This window comes from Flavobacterium sp. (genome assembly GCF_044376915.1).
In the GTDB taxonomy this organism is placed as follows: Bacteria; Bacteroidota; Bacteroidia; order Flavobacteriales; family Flavobacteriaceae; genus Flavobacterium.
Genome location: NZ_JBILKB010000043.1, coordinates 1 through 17,123, shown reverse-complemented (window position 1 = coordinate 17,123; position 17,123 = coordinate 1). Strand labels below are relative to the sequence as shown.

Below are 17,123 nucleotides of genomic sequence, written 5' to 3'. Positions count from 1 at the left end.
GCTGCACTTCGCTGAACAATCGTGGTTAAAAGTTCGGTATTGTAATATTGTAAGCGACTCTGAATTCCAAAACGAGCACGCATAGGTGCTGTTAATAAGCCGGAACGCGTGGTGGCACCAACTAACGTAAACGGATTTAAATTGATTTGGACGGTTCTTGCATTGGGACCCGATTCAATCATGATGTCAATTTTGAAATCTTCCATAGCCGAATACAAATATTCTTCAACGATTGGGCTTAAACGATGAATTTCGTCAATAAATAAGACATCTCGTTCTTCCAAATTGGTCAATAGTCCGGCCAAATCCCCCGGTTTATCCAATACAGGCCCCGAAGTAATTTTAATGCCCACTCCCAATTCATTGGCTAAAATATTAGCTAACGTGGTTTTACCCAAACCTGGAGGTCCATGAAACAAGGTATGGTCTAAAGCTTCATTTCGCAAATTGGCAGCCTGCACAAAAACAATTAGATTTTCCAAAACCTGTTCTTGTCCAGCAAAGTCATTAAAACTTAACGGACGCAACGCTTTTTCGATATCTATTTCTTGTGGAGAAAAGGATTCTTTATTGGGATTCAAATTTTCATTCATAAAAACAAAGATAGTAAACTTATAAAACAAAAACCTCTCCGAATTGGAGAGGTTTGTATATAGTTGGGAAAATCTTAGTGGTGTAACACTTCTTCTCCTTCTTTCATTGGTGTGATTTGAGAAACAAAGTCTTCATCATGACCTGGTTTACTGTAATCATATGGCCATCTGTGAACTTCAGGAATTTCTCCAGGCCAGTTTCCATGTAAATGTTCAACTGGAGTAGTCCATTCCAAAGTATTAGATCTCCATGGATTTTGTGGTGCTTTTTTACCATAGAAAATACTGTAGAAGAAGTTCCAGAAGAAAACGATTTGGAACGCCGCACCCACGATAGCAAAAATCGTAATTAAAACGTTCACATCAGCTAATTCATCAAATAATGGGAAAGCTGAATTGGTATAGTATCGTCTAGGTAAACCAGCCATTCCAATAAAGTGCATTGGGAAGAAAACGCCATAAGCACAAACAGCAGTTACCCAAAAGTGAACATACCCTAAGTTTTTATTCATCATTCTACCAAACATTTTTGGGAACCAGTGGTAAACACCAGCAAAGAATCCGTATAAAGCAGAGATACCCATTACTAAGTGGAAGTGAGCTACTACGAAATACGTATCGTGCACGTTTATATCCAACGTTGAATCTCCAAGAATGATTCCGGTTAATCCTCCCGTGATGAAAGTAGAAACCAATCCAATAGAAAATAACATAGCAGGATTTAACTGTAAGTTACCTTTCCAAAGTGTTGTGATATAATTAAATGCTTTTACAGCAGATGGAATTGCAATTAATAATGTTGTAAAGGTAAACACAGAACCTAAGAAAGGATTCATACCCGAAATAAACATATGGTGACCCCATACAATAGTTGATAAGAATGCGATTGCTAAAATAGAAGCAATCATCGCACGGTAACCAAAAATTGGTTTTCTAGAGTTGGTAGCAATAATTTCAGAGGTAATCCCTAATGCTGGTAACAATACAATGTATACTTCAGGGTGTCCTAAGAACCAGAATAAGTGTTCGAATAATACCGGAGATCCTCCTTGGTAATGTAATACTTCACCTTGAATGAAAATATCGGATAAGAAGAATGATGTTCCAAAACTTCTATCAAAAATTAATAATAAGGCTGCAGAAAATAATACCGGGAAAGATACAATTCCAATGATAGCCGTTACGAAGAAAGCCCAAACTGTCAATGGCAATCTCGTCATGGTCATTCCCTTAGTTCTTAAATTGATTACAGTAACCACATAGTTCAAGGATCCCATAAGTGAAGAGGCAATGAAGATAGCCATGGAAACCAACCATAAGGTCATTCCTAATCCAGACCCTGGTATCGCTTGCGGCAAGGCACTCAATGGAGGATAAATTGTCCAACCCGCAGAGGCTGGCCCAGATTCTACAAACAAAGAGGCTAACATGATGACAGAAGAAACAAAGAACATCCAGAAAGACAACATGTTCATAAATCCGGAAGCCATATCACGTGCCCCAATTTGCAATGGAATTAATAAATTACTAAAAGTTCCACTCAAACCAGCGGTAAGTACAAAAAATACCATGATAGTACCGTGAATAGTTACCAACGCCAAGTAAATATCATTACGCATTACTCCGTCTGGCGCAAAATTATCTCCTAGGAATACTTTGAAAATTCCGAAAGATTCTTCTGGCCATGCAATTTGCATACGGAAGAATAAAGATAAAACAACTCCTACAATACCCATTAATAATCCAGAGATAAGGTATTGCTTCGCTATCATTTTGTGATCAATACTAAAAATATATTTAGTAATGAATGTTTCTTTATGATGACCGTGATCGTGTGACATATTAATTCTATTATATGTGATAAAAATTCTTATTTAATAACTTGAGCAACAACTTTTGTAGAATCTACGGCAGGAGTTCCTGCTGCTTCAAAGGGTTGAGGAGCATTGGCTTCTTTCCATTGTTGCGCTAATGTAGGTTTTTCAGCTAACCAAGCTTTGTATTCTTCAGGTGTATCCACTACAATTTTCATTTGCATGTTGTAGTGAGAAGCGCCACAGATTTTATTACACAATAACAAATAGTCAAAGGTGTAAGGATCTAAAGCAACACCGCCTTCGGCAACAATTTTAGCACTGTTTTTAGTTCTAATTTTGTTGATTTTATCCACTTTGGCTATAATAGCTTCGTCATTTCTCATGTCGGCAGTAGTAACCGATGGTGTAAAAGAGAATTGTGTAATCATCCCTGGCACACAGTTCATTTGAGCTCTAAAGTGAGGCATGTAAGCCGAGTGCAATACGTCTTGTGAACGCATTTTAAAGATAATTTTTTTACCAACAGGCAAGTGCAATTCAGTTACTACCTTATCGTCTTGTGCAGCTGGATCGGCTAAATCAACTCCTAAGGTATTGATACCTTCTATTAATCGAACGTTAGCTTTTCCTAAAGTTTTATCTTCACCAGCATAACGAGCTTCCCAACCAAATTGTTTAGCATATAATTCGATTACAATAGCATCTTGTTTGTCTTCTTCGTCTACAAACATTATATTATTCCATGTGTATAAACCATACATAATCAATCCTGCCAATACAATAACTGGTATAATGGTCCAAATGGCTTCTAATTTATTATTGTCTGCAAAATATAGTGCTTTTTGACCTTCTTTTCCTCTGTACTTGAATGCAAAATAATGCAATAAGAACTGTGTAAAAGTTTGAACAAAGAAAATCAATGCCATAGAAATTGCCATAAGGCTATCAACGTCTTTACCATGTTCAGAAGCTGGAGTACCTAAAATTAAATCACCCCATGCATATAATGAATAGATGGTAAATACATAAATGAAACCAACAAAGGCAAACATCAAATAACCATTAACACTATTATCTTTATCGTTAGCAACTTCTGAATTTTCAGAAGCAGTTCCAAATTGAGTCAAATCATAAATTTTAGTCAATTGCCATAAGGCTATTCCGATTAAAACTAAAACTGTAAATACCAAGAAACTTGTCATTTTTTATTTCTTTTTAACTATTAATAATGAAAATGTTTACTTTCCTCCATATAAGGATTTCCTTTCGCCACAAGTGGTGCTTTTGTTAATGTAGTAAATACTACAAAAATGAACAATCCTAAGAAAAATAATAAGGAACCAATTTCTGGAATACCAATGAACCATTGATCACCTACTGTTGCTGGCATGATCATATTGAAGAAATCAATATAATGTCCAAACAAGATTACAGTTCCTGCCATTACAACAACCCATGTTAATCGTTTGAAATCTGTATTGATTAAAATCAACAATGGGAAAATGAAGTTCAGTGCTAACATTCCAAAGAATGGTAATTTATAATGTTCAATTCGAGTTACAAAATAAGTAACCTCTTCTGGAATATTTGAATACCAAATCAACATGAATTGAGAGAACCATAAATACGTCCAAAAAACACTGATTCCAAACATGAATTTCGCTAAATCATGAATATGGCTAGTATTTACTTGTTCTAAATATCCTTTTGATTTTAAATATAAAGTTGTCATTGCAATTACGGTAATTCCACTTACAAAGAAACTTGCGAATACATACCATCCAAATAATGTACTGTACCAGTGTGGATCTACAGACATAATCCAATCCCAGGACATCATTGACTCAGAAACAATGAAGAATACTAAAAAGAAAGCCGCTAATTTGAAATTTCTCTTGTATGGTGCATTATCTGAAGCCGAATCTTGAGCAATAGAATTTTGTCTGAATTTAAATCGAACCCAATTCCAAACTCCTAAGAAGATAACAGCAGTTACTAAAAATCTAACCACGTTTAACCATCCTTTTTTCTGGAAAATAAGTTTATCAAAATGTACAGATTCTGGATTGATTACTTCTGGATCCATCCAAACAAATAAATGATTATGACCCCAATGCATAGTAGCAGCAACTAACAACACGAAGAAAATAATTGAACCTGGCAATAAATATCCCGTGATTCCTTCCATTACTCTAAATAAAATTGGAGACCATCCCGCTTGAGCTGCATACTGTATCGCATAAAAAGCAAGTACACCCAATGAAATCAACATAAAGAAAATACAAGCAACATACAAAGCAGCCCATGGCTTATTCTGTAATTGATGTAAAACGTGTTCTAAATGTTTTTTATGTTCGTCTCCGCTATGAGCAACGTCTTCTTTATGATGAGCATCATGATCATCTGTATGTGTTTCAGCTGCAGCAACTGCAGCAACGGCTGCACTATCAACAATAGTTTCTTCCGCATGTAAGGTATCAACAGCTGTTGTTTTTGTAGAATCTGCTATAGTAGCATGAACTTCAGAATGAGAAGGTTCTACAACATGAACGGCATGTGCATCATGTGCAACTTTATCGGTATGAGAAGCCTCGCTATGGTGACTGTCTGCTAACAATTTTTCAACATCTTCAATAGTTTTAGGAGCATTTAAAAATCCTACAACTATTCCAACAACTCCTAGAGCCATTAAGACAAATGAAAATGTTTTTAATTTACTTGAAAACGTGTACATATCTATTATTTTCAAAAGGTTTTATTATTATAATCCAGCTTTTAATTTTAAAACGTAATCCGCAACTTGCCATCTTTCTTCCTGAGACAATTGGTTTGCGTGAGATCCCATAGAGTTTAATCCATAAGTTACTACGTGAAAAATACTTCCGTCTGTAATTTCTCTATCTTTATAACTTGGTACACCAAGAAATTTCTCTTTGACTACTAAATTTCCTTTTCCATCTCCTTTTTCACCATGACAAATGGCACAATAAACATTGTACAAAGTCTTCCCTTTTTCTGCGTCCAAACTTAACGAATCTAATGGTGATTGTAAGGATGCTTTGGCCAATGCATATCCTTCAGGAGTATTTGGAATATCATAAGGCATAAAACCTCTTTTAATAGATCCTTTTGCAGGAATTTGAGCTTCCACGCCACCTTTAAATACTTTATGCTCAGAATAGGTTTCATAAGAAACTGCTTCATACATGTTTGGAAAAAACTGATAGTTAGGCTTAGATTTATCGAAACATGAAGTTGCCACTAAAGACAAACCTACTACTGCTACTATTTTATATAATCTTTTCATAACTCCTTCTTAATGCTTTTCAATTACTTTAACTTCTACTGCTCCAGTACTCGTGAAAAATGAAACCAATTCTTCTTCATTTCCATTAATTCCTACTTCCATTAAAAAATGGTCGTCTGTAGTTCTTACGTCTGGATTTTCAGCTTTTTTGAATGGCCATAATTTACTTCTCATATAAAAAGTAATAACCATTAAATGGGCTGCAAAAAAAACGGTTCCTTCGAACATGATAGGTACAAATGCAGGCATATTATCAATATAACTAAAACTTGGCTTGCCTCCAATATCTTGGGGCCAATCTTGAATCATAATGAAATTCATCAAAGCAGTGTAAATTGAAAGTCCCGTTATTCCGTATAGAAATGCCGCAATAGCAATTCGTGTTGGAGCTAACCCCATTGCTTTATCCAATCCGTGAACTGGAAATGGAGTATATATTTCTTCAATATGATGATGCGCTGCTCTGGTTTGTTTTACAGCATCCATTAAAACATCATCATCATTATATATCGCGTGTATTACTTTATTACTCATAATATTAATGATTATCTGAATGATTGTTACCGTTTGCTTCTCTTTCTTTCTTGTAATTATCTCCAGAAGATTTCAAAATTGTTTTTACTTCTGCTTGTGCAATTACAGGGAAACTTCTAGAGTATAATAAGAACAATACAAAGAAGAATCCAATTGTTCCAATATAGATACCCGCATCAACAAAAGTTGGTTGGAACATCGTCCATGAAGATGGTAAATAATCTCTATGTAATGAAGTTACGATAATTACAAAACGCTCAAACCACATTCCTACGTTTACCACAATTGAAATGATAAAAGAAGCCATAATGTTTGTTCTAATTTTCTTAGACCACATTACTTGTGGAGAAATTACATTACAAGTCATCATCAACCAGTATGACCACCAGTAAGGACCTGTAGCTCTATTTAAGAAAGCATACTGTTCATATTCAACTCCAGAATACCAAGCCACAAATAACTCTGTAATGTATGCACAACCTACTATAGAACCTGTAATCATAATTACAATGTTCATTAATTCGATGTGTTGCACAGTGATATAATCTTCTAAGTTCGATACTTTTCTCATGATGATCAACAAGGTATTTACCATTGCAAATCCAGAGAAAATTGCTCCCGCTACGAAGTAGGGTGGTAAAATTGTAGTATGCCATCCTGGAATTACCGAAGTAGCAAAGTCAAAAGATACAATAGTGTGAACTGATAATACAAGTGGAGTAGCTAAACCAGCCAAAACTAATGAAACTTCTTCAAAACGTTGCCAGTCTTTTGCTCTTCCCGACCATCCAAAAGATAAAATCGAATATACTCTTTTTGTAAATGGAGTTACCGCTCTATCACGTAACATCGCAAAATCAGGTAATAATCCAGTCCACCAGAACACTAAGGATACCGATAAATAGGTAGAAATTGCAAATACGTCCCATAATAATGGTGAATTAAAATTCACCCATAAAGATCCGAATTGATTTGGAATAGGTAATACCCAATATCCTAACCATGGACGACCCATGTGGATGATTGGAAATAATCCCGCTTGAACGACAGAAAAAATTGTCATTGCTTCTGCAGAACGGTTAATCGCCATTCTCCATTTTTGACGGAACAATAATAATACGGCTGAGATAAGAGTTCCGGCATGACCGATACCTACCCACCAAACGAAGTTGGTAATATCCCAAGCCCAACCTACTGTTTTATTTAATCCCCATGTTCCAATACCAGTAGAAATAGTATAAACCATACAACCTAATCCCCATAGGAAAGCGGCTAATGCGATTGAAAATACTGTCCACCATTGCTTGTTTGCTCTACCTTCTACAGGTCTAGCTACGTCTACCGTTACATCGTGGTAAGATTTACTTCCTACTACTAACGGTTTTCTAATGGGTGCTTCGTAATGAGACGACATAATCCTTTATATTGTTTCTGTTAATTAATACTTATTTATCGTTTCTAACTTTTACGTGATACATCACGTTTGGTTTTGTTCCAATATGCTCTAATAAATGATACATTCTTTCGTCTTCCAATAATTTGGCAACATCAGAAGTCTCATCATTTACATCACCAAACTTCATAGCCCCACTAGTACATGCTGCAGAACAAGCCGTTTGGAATTCATCTTTTCCAACCAATCTTCCCTCGCGTTTAGCTTTTAACTTAACGGCTTGTGTCATTTGGATACACATGGAACATTTTTCCATAACCCCACGAGAACGAACGTTAACGTCTGGATTAAGAACCATACGACCTAAATCATCATTCATATGATAATCAAACTCGCTATTTTTATTGTACAAGAACCAGTTGAAACGTCTTACTTTATACGGACAGTTGTTTGCACAGTAACGTGTACCCACACATCTGTTGTATGCCATATGATTTTGACCTTCTCTACCATGGGATGTAGCCGCCACAGGACAAACCGTCTCACAAGGAGCATGGTTACAGTGTTGACACATTACAGGTTGGAAAGCAACTTGTGGATTTTCTGATGGATCTTCCATACCTGTGAAGGTATCGATTGAATTCATTAATCCTGAAGTTCCTTCTTTTAATTCAACATCTGCTGAAAAGGTAGCTTCCGATGAATAATATCTATCAATACGCAACCAGTGCATATCTCTACTTCTTCTAACTTCTGATTTTCCAACAACGGGTACGTTATTTTCTGCATGACAAGCGATAACACAAGCTCCACATCCCGTACACGCATTCAAATCAATTGACAAATTGAAATGGTGACCTGTTGAACGATCAAATGATTCCCATAAATCAACTTCAGTAGCTGCAGTTGGTTTATGATCTAAAGACACCATCGGAATTGGATTCCACTCTTTAGCATCTTTGGTATTGAATACTTCTAATGTAGTTTCTTTAACAATATCTCCTCTTCCCATTAAGGTTTTTTGCAGCTGCACACATGCAAATTCATGTTCGCCTTCTGCAACCACAATAGTAGCTGATTGATTTGCATTTAAGTTAGTATATAAAGCATACGCATTTACACCCACTTGCATTTCTTCTTTTAAACCTAATTTTTTACCATATCCAAAAGCCAAACCTAAAGTTCCTTTAGCTTGACCGGGTTGAATTACAACAGGAACGTTTTCTAGCGTTGCATTTCCTACTTTAATGGTAGCATAACTTCCGTTTAAACCACCATTAGCAACATTCCAGTTTTTAAAACCGTTAGCTTCTGCATCTGCTTTAGACATGGTTACATAGTTATCCCAAGAAACTCTTGTGATTGGATCTGGAAACTCTTGCAACCAAGGATTGTTTGCTTGTTGGCCGTCTCCCATTCCAACTTTTGTATACAATACCAAGTCAAAATTTGAAGCCTTTGCTTGTGCTAAAGCACTTGCAGCAGCTCCATAATTAGCGGCCGAAGCAGCTAACGGGCTTGCAATTGAAGCTACAAAACCATCGTGAACAGCTTGATTCCATGTTTTACCAGCTAACGAAGTAGTAGCAAACGATTTCAAGAAATCGTAATATGAAACCGAATTGTCTGTCCAAGTTAATAAAGCATCTTGGAATTGTTTTGTGTTAAAAATAGTTTGTATAGTTGGCTGAACAATACTATAATTACTTCTAGTCATTGCTACATCTCCCCAAGATTCTAAATAATGTGGTGCAGCAGCAGCTATTGAAGTTACACTTGACGTTTCATCCTCTTTCATAGAGAAAGCAACAGATAATTTAACTGATTTTAATGCCGCAACAAACTCACTTGAGTTTGCTAAAGTATATGCAGGATTTACACCGTTCATAATTAAGGTATGAATTTTGCCTGCTTTCATATCGGCAACTAATTGAGCAACCGCTTTTGCATCTCCTTTTCTTGTAAGAATAGCATCAGAAGGGTTAAATGCTTGGGCTTGTAAAGCATTATTAATCGCTAATGCTAATAACTGTGCATTTACATCGTCTAAACCAGTTACTAATACACCTTTGTTTCCAGCAGCTTTTAATTGTTTCGCCGCTTTAACAACTGCTTCTTCGTATTTATCTATTTTGGATGTCCCAACAGCCGCACCTGTGATAATATTGTATATTTTAACTAAAGCTTGTTTTTGAGCCGCAATATTCAAAGGAATTCTAACATCTGCATTAGCACCTGCTAATGACATATTGGCTTCAATTTGTATGTGTTTAGACATCAATCCGTTTTTAGGTATACGACCTTGAGCATAGCCTGCATCAAAACCACCACCTTGCCAATCTCCTAAGAAATCAGCTCCAACAGAAACAAGTACATCTGCTTTTGAAAAATCATAATTAGCCATGGCTCTCACACCATATACCGCTTGAAATGCATCTAAAGTACTAGATTCAGATACTGCGTCATATACTACATGTTTTGTAGTAGGATATTTTGCCATAAAGGAAGCAAGAAGTGCATCCGTTGATGGGCTTGCCATTGTGTTGGTCAAAACCACAACATTTCCACCTTTTGCTTTTGCTTCTTCTAAACTAGCTTTTACGTTTGCATTAACATCCGTCCAAGTTGCATTTTTACCTGCAATTTTTGGACTTTTCAAACGCAAACTATCATATAATGAAAGTACAGAAGCATGAACTCTAGCATTTGCTCCAGTTCTTGATCCCGCTAAATTATTGTTTTCAACTTTAATAGGACGACCCTCACGAGTTTTGATTAAAATATTAGCAAAATCAAAACCGTCTGCCATAGTAGTTGCATAATAATCAGCAACACCCGGAATAATTTCTTCTGGTTGAACTACGTAAGGAATTGACTTTACTACAGGACCCTCACACGCTGCTAAAGATGCAGCTGCTGTGCTAAATCCAACATATTTTAAAAAGTCACGACGAGTAGTTGAAGAAGAAGATAATGATTCTTTATCTCCTAAAAATTCCTCAACCGGAATTGGTTCCACAAACTCGTTGTTTCTTAGCGTCTCAACAATAGAACTATTTTCGTTTAGCTCTTCAACACTTTTCCAGTATTTTATGTTTGATGCCATTGTATAGTATATTAGCTTCTTAAATTATTTTATTAATAGTGACATTTTCCACATTCTAAACCTCCCATTTGCGCAGCAGTTAATTGCGACACCCCATATTTTTTAGAAAGTTCTTCATGTATTTTTTTGTAGTAAGCATTATCTTCTACTTTCACATTTGTTTCTCTGTGACAATTAATACACCATCCCATAGTTAATGGCGCAAATTGTTTTTGGAATTCATATTCTTCTACAGGACCATGACATGTTTGACATTCTACTCCTGCAACCGTTACGTGTTGCGAGTGATTGAAATATACGTGATCCGGTAAGTTGTGAATTCTAACCCATTTAACAGGTTTTGTTTTTCCAGTATATTTTTGCAATGATTTATCCCATCCAACTGCATCATATAACTTTGCAATTTGTGCATCATAAAATGCTTTTGAATGCTCTTCTGTAGCGGTAGTTTCTGCCACTTCACTAATGTTTTTATGACAATTCATACACACATTCAAAGACGGAATACCCGCATGCTTACTTACTCGCGCTGATGAATGACAATATTTACAATCAATTCCATTTTCTCCCGCATGAATACGGTGCGAATAATGAATTGGCTGGATCGGTTCATAATCTTGATCTACTCCAATTTGCATCAAATAACCATATGCAAAATATGCACTAACCAATAAAAACAGTATTACAGATACTAATACTAAAAATTGATTTTTAGCATATGCTGTAAACAATCCCATTAATGAGCGATTCTTCTTAACAATTTCAATCCCTTTAGCGTCTGCAATTTTAGTTAACATGCTGTATACTAAATACAACATAACAACTAACATTAGCATAACAAATGCAAGTACACCCAGGATCACATTGTTAGACACCCCATTTTGATCAGCACTATCAGTACCAGCAACAGGAGCACCCGCAACTGGAGCTGCTGGAGCCGGAGCTTCTTCAGAAGTATATGCTAAAATATTGTCAATGTCTTCATTAGACAATTGCGGAAATGCCGTCATAGCAACTTTGTTGTTTTCTTCGAAAACTTTTACAGCTTGTGCATCTCCTGACTTGATTAATTCTCCACTGTTTTTAACCCATTTATACAGCCATTCTTTATCATACTTAGCCGCAACTCCACGAAGCGCAGGACCCGTAGATTTGGCATCTAATTTATGACATGCAGCACAATTGGCATTAAAAATTTCTTTACCTTTTGCCGCATCTTGAGAAAATGCAGTTAAAGAAATTGTTAGCGTTAACGCTAAACTGAAGAAAATCTTTGAAAACGATTTATGGTTACCCACCTTTTTCATATTTAAAATGATTATCAACTAATTATTTGGCACAATTACAGATGAAACTAAGTTCAACTCCAATTTTAAAAAACTCCGACAAAAATACAATATTAGAACTATTATTAAAACCCAATTTTTATCTTAAAATGTAATTTATATTTGTTCTAAATAACAATAATGTTTCTAACAATAGAATGAAATTGTATTTTTGTAATGAAAAAAAAAGGCGATGAAAAAATCACAAAAACCTAACTTATTGTTCTTCTTTATTCTATGTTTATTTTTTGCTCAAAAATTGATTGGACAAGACTTAAAATCAAGTGTTATTCAAGATCCAAAAATTGAACAAATTCTAAAAGAAAAAAGGAAAATAAATCTCGGATTAACGTCAAACGAGACCTATAAAATTCAAATTTCCTATGGAAATAGCGATGATTCTAAAAAGAAATTACAAGAATTTAAGAAAGAATTTAAAGATTTTGACGGAACCATAGTATATACAAATCCAAATTATAAAGTATGGGTTGGAAACTTTGAATCACGCATTGAAGTTGAAAAAGCTTTGCTCGAAATTAAGAAAAAATACCCCACAGCATTGATCATAAAACCGACGAAATAAAATAAAAAACGCCTTGCAATGCAAGGCGTTTTTTTATACTAGCTATACTATTATTTTAATTTTTTCTTCACTTCAACTTCTTGGAATGCTTCGATTAAATCATACTCTTTTATGTCGTTATAATTCTTAATCTGCATACCACAATCATATCCTTTAGCCACTTCTTTTACATCGTCTTTAAAACGTTTTAACGTAGCTAACTCACCTGTATAAATAACCACTCCTTCTCGTATGAGGCGAATTTTAGAATTTCTAAAGATTTTACCATCTGTAACCATACATCCCGCAATAGAACCCACTTTAGTTACTTTAAAGATTTCTCTAATTTCTGCCGTTCCGGTGATTTCTTCTTTCATTTCTGGAGATAACATTCCTTCCATAGCATCTTTCAAGTCATCAATAGCATCGTAAATAATTGAATAGTTACGAATATCGATTTCTTCTTTATCGGCTAATTGTTTCGCATTTCCTTGCGGGCGAACATTAAATCCAATGATGATTGCATCTGATGCAGAAGCTAACAATACATCCGATTCGGTAATGGCTCCTACTCCTTTGTGAATGATATTGATTTGAATTTCTTCTGTCGATAATTTTGAGAATGAGTCCGATAATGCTTCAACAGAACCGTCCACATCTCCTTTAAGGATGATGTTTAATTCTTTAAATTGACCTAAAGCAATACGACGTCCAATTTCGGCAAGTGTAATATGTTTTTGAGTACGTACCGATTGTTCGCGTTGTAATTGTGTACGTTTCGCGGCAATTTGTTTTGCTTCTCTTTCATCTTCATATACGTTAAACTTGTCACCAGCTGTAGGCGCTCCATCTAATCCTAACACTGATACTGGAGTCGAGGGTCCTGCTTCTTTAATTTGATGACCTCTCTCGTCAAACATGGCTCTAATTTTACCATGATTTTTTCCAGCAAGCACATAATCTCCAATACGAAGGGTTCCCGCTTGAACTAAGATGGTTGATACATATCCTCTACCTTTATCCAATTGAGCCTCCACAACTGTCCCCAATGCAGGTTTGTTTGGATTAGCTGTCAATTCTAAAACTTCCGCTTCCAACAATACTTTTTCAAGTAATTCGATTACTCCTGTTCCTTGCTTAGCAGAAATATCATGCGATTGATATTTTCCGCCCCAATCTTCCACCAACAAATTCATGCTGGCTAATTGTTCTTTTATTTTCTCAGGATTTGCATTGGGCTTATCCACTTTATTGATCGCAAAAATCATAGGAACACCTGCCGCTTGTGCGTGACTGATCGCTTCTTTTGTTTGTGGCATGATGTCATCATCTGCAGCAATAACAATAATTGCAATATCGGTAACTTGCGCTCCACGAGCACGCATCGCAGTAAAGGCTTCGTGTCCAGGTGTATCTAGAAACGTGATTTTTTCACCCCCTTCTAAGATTACGCTATAGGCACCAATATGCTGTGTAATACCACCCGATTCTCCGGCAATTACATTGGCTTTACGAATGTAATCCAGTAAAGAGGTTTTACCATGATCTACGTGACCCATTACCGTTACAATAGGCGCTCTGTGTACTAAATCTTCTGGGTTATCGGCAACAATTTCTGCTGCTTCTTCAATATCGGTAGTAATAAATTCTACTTCAAAACCAAACTCATCGGCTACAATTGATAACGTCTCTGCATCTAATCGTTGGTTCATGGTTACCATGATTCCAAGCGACATACAAGTTCCAATTACTTTTGTAATCGGCACATCCATCATGGTAGCAACTTCACCAACAGTTACAAATTCAGTAACTTTTAATGTTTTACTACCTTCTTCAAGCGCCTGAAGTTCATCGTCTACACGTTGACGGTGCGAATCTCTTTTATCTCTTCTGTATTTTGCAGATTTTGATTTATTTCCTTTCCCTTGTAAACGCTCTAAAGTTTCTTTAATTTGGTTTTTTACATCTTCTTCAGAAGGCTCTACCTTTTGAATGATTGGCTTTTTACCTTTATTAAATCCACCTGCACCGCCTTTTACAAACTCTTTCTTAGGACCACCCGCATGATTGTTTCCGCCTGGAGCACCAGGACCAGCAGGCTTAATGATTCTTTTTCGCTTGTTTTTACTGGCATTGGCATCTCCAGCTGCATTTGCCGCTTGAGGGGTGCCTGGTTTTTTTATTTCTTTTTTGAAATCTTCTTTCTTCTTTTTGGCTTTGTCAAATTGCGTTAAATCAATTTTTTGACCTGTAAAAGTAGCTCCAGAAAGTTTGTGATATTGTGTCTCTATTTTTTCTTCACCCGCATCATCAGAAGCACCTTCTTCTGTAGCTTCCTTGGCAACTGTTTTTTCAAGAGCTACTTTCTCAACTTTCGTATTTTCTTCTTTATTGGGTTTAAAAACAGACTTGGTTGCGGGCACTTCATCTTTTGATTCCTTAGAAGGAGCTTCAGAAGCAACTTGTTTTTTGGTATCGAGTTCGATTTTACCAACAGCTTTAGGCGCAGTAACAACTGCTTTGGCCTTGATAATTTCTTGTCTTTGGCGCTCTTCCTCCTGCAAACGTTTTGATTCTTGTTCTTTTTCAAGTTCACGTTTCAGTGCCTCTTTCTCTTTTCTCTTTTCTTCACTCACTTCAAGAGAGGCAACCTTATTCCCTTTGTCGGCAGAAAATTGACCACATAAGACTTTATACTCCTCTTGAGAGATCTTCGCGTTTGGACTCGACTCGATTTCATGACCTTTGTCTTTTAAAAAATCCACAGCTCGATCAAGAGAAATATTTAACTCTCTTAAAACCTTGTTTATTCTTATTACTCTTTCTTCAGACATATAATCTTTTTAAAATATTCTTTGTTGTTGTTGTGTGTTCGGTTGATGATTAACCTTCCAGTTCTTCTTTAAGAACATTCATTACATCTATAATGGTTTCTTCTTCAAGATCTGTTCTTCTTACTAAATCTGAAACTTCTTGTTTTAATACGCTTCTTGCCGTATCCAAACCAATTTTCTCGAACTCTTCAATAATCCAAGATTCGATTTCATCTGAAAACTCTCTTAATTCAACATCATCTTCCTCTTCAGCTACACCTTCGCGAATAACATCAATTTCATAGCCTGTTAATAAACTTGCCAATTTAATATTATTTCCGCCACGTCCGATCGCTTTAGAAACTTCTTCAATTTTTAAGAAAACTTCAGCTGTTTTTGCTTCTTCATTAATTTTAACCGAAGAAACTTTAGCAGGACTCAAAGCTCTTGTGATGTATAATTGCGGGTTAGATGTGTAATTGATTACGTCAATATTTTCATTTCCCAATTCACGAACAATTCCATGAATACGAGATCCTTTCATCCCAACACAAGCGCCTACTGGATCGATACGATCGTCATAAGAATCTACTGCTACTTTTGCTTTTTCTCCCGGAATACGAACCACCTTCTTAATGGTAATCAATCCGTCAAATACTTCCGGAATTTCTTGTTCAAATAATTTTTCAAGAAAATCAGGCGCCGTTCTAGACATGATGATTTGCGGTTTGTTTCCTTTCAATTCAACATTTTCAATTACCCCTCTTACATTATCCCCTTTTTTGAAATAATCGTTTGGAATTTGTTTTTCTTTTGGTAATACGATTTCATTGCCATCGTCGTCCATCAAAATTACTGCTTTTGGACGAACATGATGTACTTCAGCAGTGTAAATATCACCAATAATATCTTTAAATTGTTTGTACAGATTGGTATTATCGTGTTCGTGAATTTTAGAAATAAGATTTTGACGTAATGCTAAAATCGCTCTTCTTCCCAATTGGAATAATTTTACTTCTTCTGAAACGTCTTCACCAACTTCAAAATCAGGCTCAATATTTCTGGCTTCTGATAATGAAATTTCAGAATTTTCATCTTCTACTTCACCGTCTTCTACCACTACACGATTTCTCCAAATCTCCATATCTCCTTTATCCGGATTGATGATGATGTCGAAATTTTCGTCTGAACCGTATTTCTTTTTTAAAGCATTTCTAAATACTTCCTCTAAAATTGCCATTAGTGTAACTCTATCGATGAGTTTGTCGTCTTTAAATTCTGAGAACGACTCTATTAATGCAATATTTTCCATGTCAACTTTTTTATTTTAAAATGATACTATAACAATTGCTTCTTTTATATTTTGATAAAGAATTTCAGCTTTTTTATCCACTGTTTCTTTTCCTTTTCCAATTTTTTTAGGCTCTCTTGCCTGCCATTCTAATGTGATTTTTTCTTCATCCGCAGCCACTAATTTTGCTTCAATATCTGCAGAATCGGTAATTTTTACCTTAAGTGTTCTTCCAATATTTTTTTTATATTGTCGTATAAATTTCAACGGACTTGATACTCCTGCAGAAGCCACTTCAAGCGAAAAATCTTGCTCTTCTCTGTCGAGTTGGTTTTCAATAGCACGACTCACATCAATACAATCTTGAAGATTAACTCCTTGA

13 protein-coding genes are annotated in these 17,123 nt (G+C 35.7%); 1 reads left to right on the top strand and 12 read right to left on the bottom strand.

Annotated elements, in window-relative coordinates; all coding sequences use genetic code 11:
- The 9 genes from ruvB to ACIQ6Z_RS06030 all read right to left on the bottom strand — a co-directional run.
- Nucleotides 1-593 (bottom strand): Holliday junction branch migration DNA helicase RuvB (gene ruvB / locus ACIQ6Z_RS06070; protein ID WP_396210035.1); only part of this gene is annotated, 593 nt, incomplete at its 3' end.
- Nucleotides 594-667: 74 nt separating this feature from the next.
- The gene (locus ACIQ6Z_RS06065; RefSeq protein ID WP_396210034.1) at nt 668-2,434 is read right to left on the bottom strand and encodes a cbb3-type cytochrome c oxidase subunit I; all 1,767 of its coding nucleotides are present in this window, start codon (nt 2,432-2,434) and stop codon (nt 668-670) included.
- A gap of 29 nt (nt 2,435-2,463) precedes the next feature.
- Nucleotides 2,464-3,612, bottom strand: a complete 1,149-nt coding sequence (locus tag ACIQ6Z_RS06060) for a cytochrome c oxidase subunit II (protein WP_396210033.1) — start codon at nt 3,610-3,612, stop codon at nt 2,464-2,466.
- Between the two features lie 20 nt (nt 3,613-3,632).
- Entirely contained in the window at nt 3,633-5,144 is a 1,512-nt protein-coding gene (locus tag ACIQ6Z_RS06055; protein WP_396210032.1) for a quinol:cytochrome C oxidoreductase, read from the bottom strand.
- 27 nt (nt 5,145-5,171) lie between these two features.
- A complete protein-coding gene (locus tag ACIQ6Z_RS06050) occupies nt 5,172-5,717 on the bottom strand; it encodes a c-type cytochrome (RefSeq protein ID WP_396210031.1) in 546 nt (181 codons plus the stop codon).
- A gap of 9 nt (nt 5,718-5,726) precedes the next feature.
- Complete coding sequence (locus ACIQ6Z_RS06045) at nt 5,727-6,251, bottom strand: DUF3341 domain-containing protein (RefSeq protein WP_396210030.1); 525 nt, start codon at nt 6,249-6,251, stop codon at nt 5,727-5,729.
- Nucleotides 6,252-6,255: 4 nt separating this feature from the next.
- Entirely contained in the window at nt 6,256-7,665 is a 1,410-nt protein-coding gene (gene nrfD, locus ACIQ6Z_RS06040; RefSeq protein ID WP_396210029.1) for an NrfD/PsrC family molybdoenzyme membrane anchor subunit, read from the bottom strand.
- Between the two features lie 31 nt (nt 7,666-7,696).
- The gene (locus ACIQ6Z_RS06035) at nt 7,697-10,750 is read right to left on the bottom strand and encodes a TAT-variant-translocated molybdopterin oxidoreductase (protein ID WP_396210028.1); all 3,054 of its coding nucleotides are present in this window, start codon (nt 10,748-10,750) and stop codon (nt 7,697-7,699) included.
- Between the two features lie 32 nt (nt 10,751-10,782).
- A complete protein-coding gene (locus tag ACIQ6Z_RS06030; protein WP_396210027.1) occupies nt 10,783-12,057 on the bottom strand; it encodes a c-type cytochrome in 1,275 nt (424 codons plus the stop codon).
- 211 nt (nt 12,058-12,268) lie between these two features.
- On the opposite strand from ACIQ6Z_RS06030, the gene ACIQ6Z_RS06025 reads away from it, so the two are divergent.
- Nucleotides 12,269-12,658: an SPOR domain-containing protein gene (locus ACIQ6Z_RS06025; protein ID WP_396210026.1), complete on the top strand. Its 390-nt coding sequence runs from the start codon at nt 12,269-12,271 to the stop codon at nt 12,656-12,658.
- Between the two features lie 50 nt (nt 12,659-12,708).
- Here the strand turns inward: ACIQ6Z_RS06025 and infB are convergent, their stop codons facing one another.
- From infB to rimP, 3 genes are all read right to left on the bottom strand, one after another.
- The gene (gene infB / locus ACIQ6Z_RS06020; protein ID WP_396210025.1) at nt 12,709-15,471 is read right to left on the bottom strand and encodes a translation initiation factor IF-2; all 2,763 of its coding nucleotides are present in this window, start codon (nt 15,469-15,471) and stop codon (nt 12,709-12,711) included.
- Nucleotides 15,472-15,520: 49 nt separating this feature from the next.
- A complete protein-coding gene (gene nusA / locus ACIQ6Z_RS06015; protein ID WP_396210024.1) occupies nt 15,521-16,762 on the bottom strand; it encodes a transcription termination factor NusA in 1,242 nt (413 codons plus the stop codon).
- Between the two features lie 15 nt (nt 16,763-16,777).
- The coding region (gene rimP, locus ACIQ6Z_RS06010; RefSeq protein WP_396210023.1) for a ribosome assembly cofactor RimP at nt 16,778-17,123 on the bottom strand (346 nt) is incomplete at its 5' end.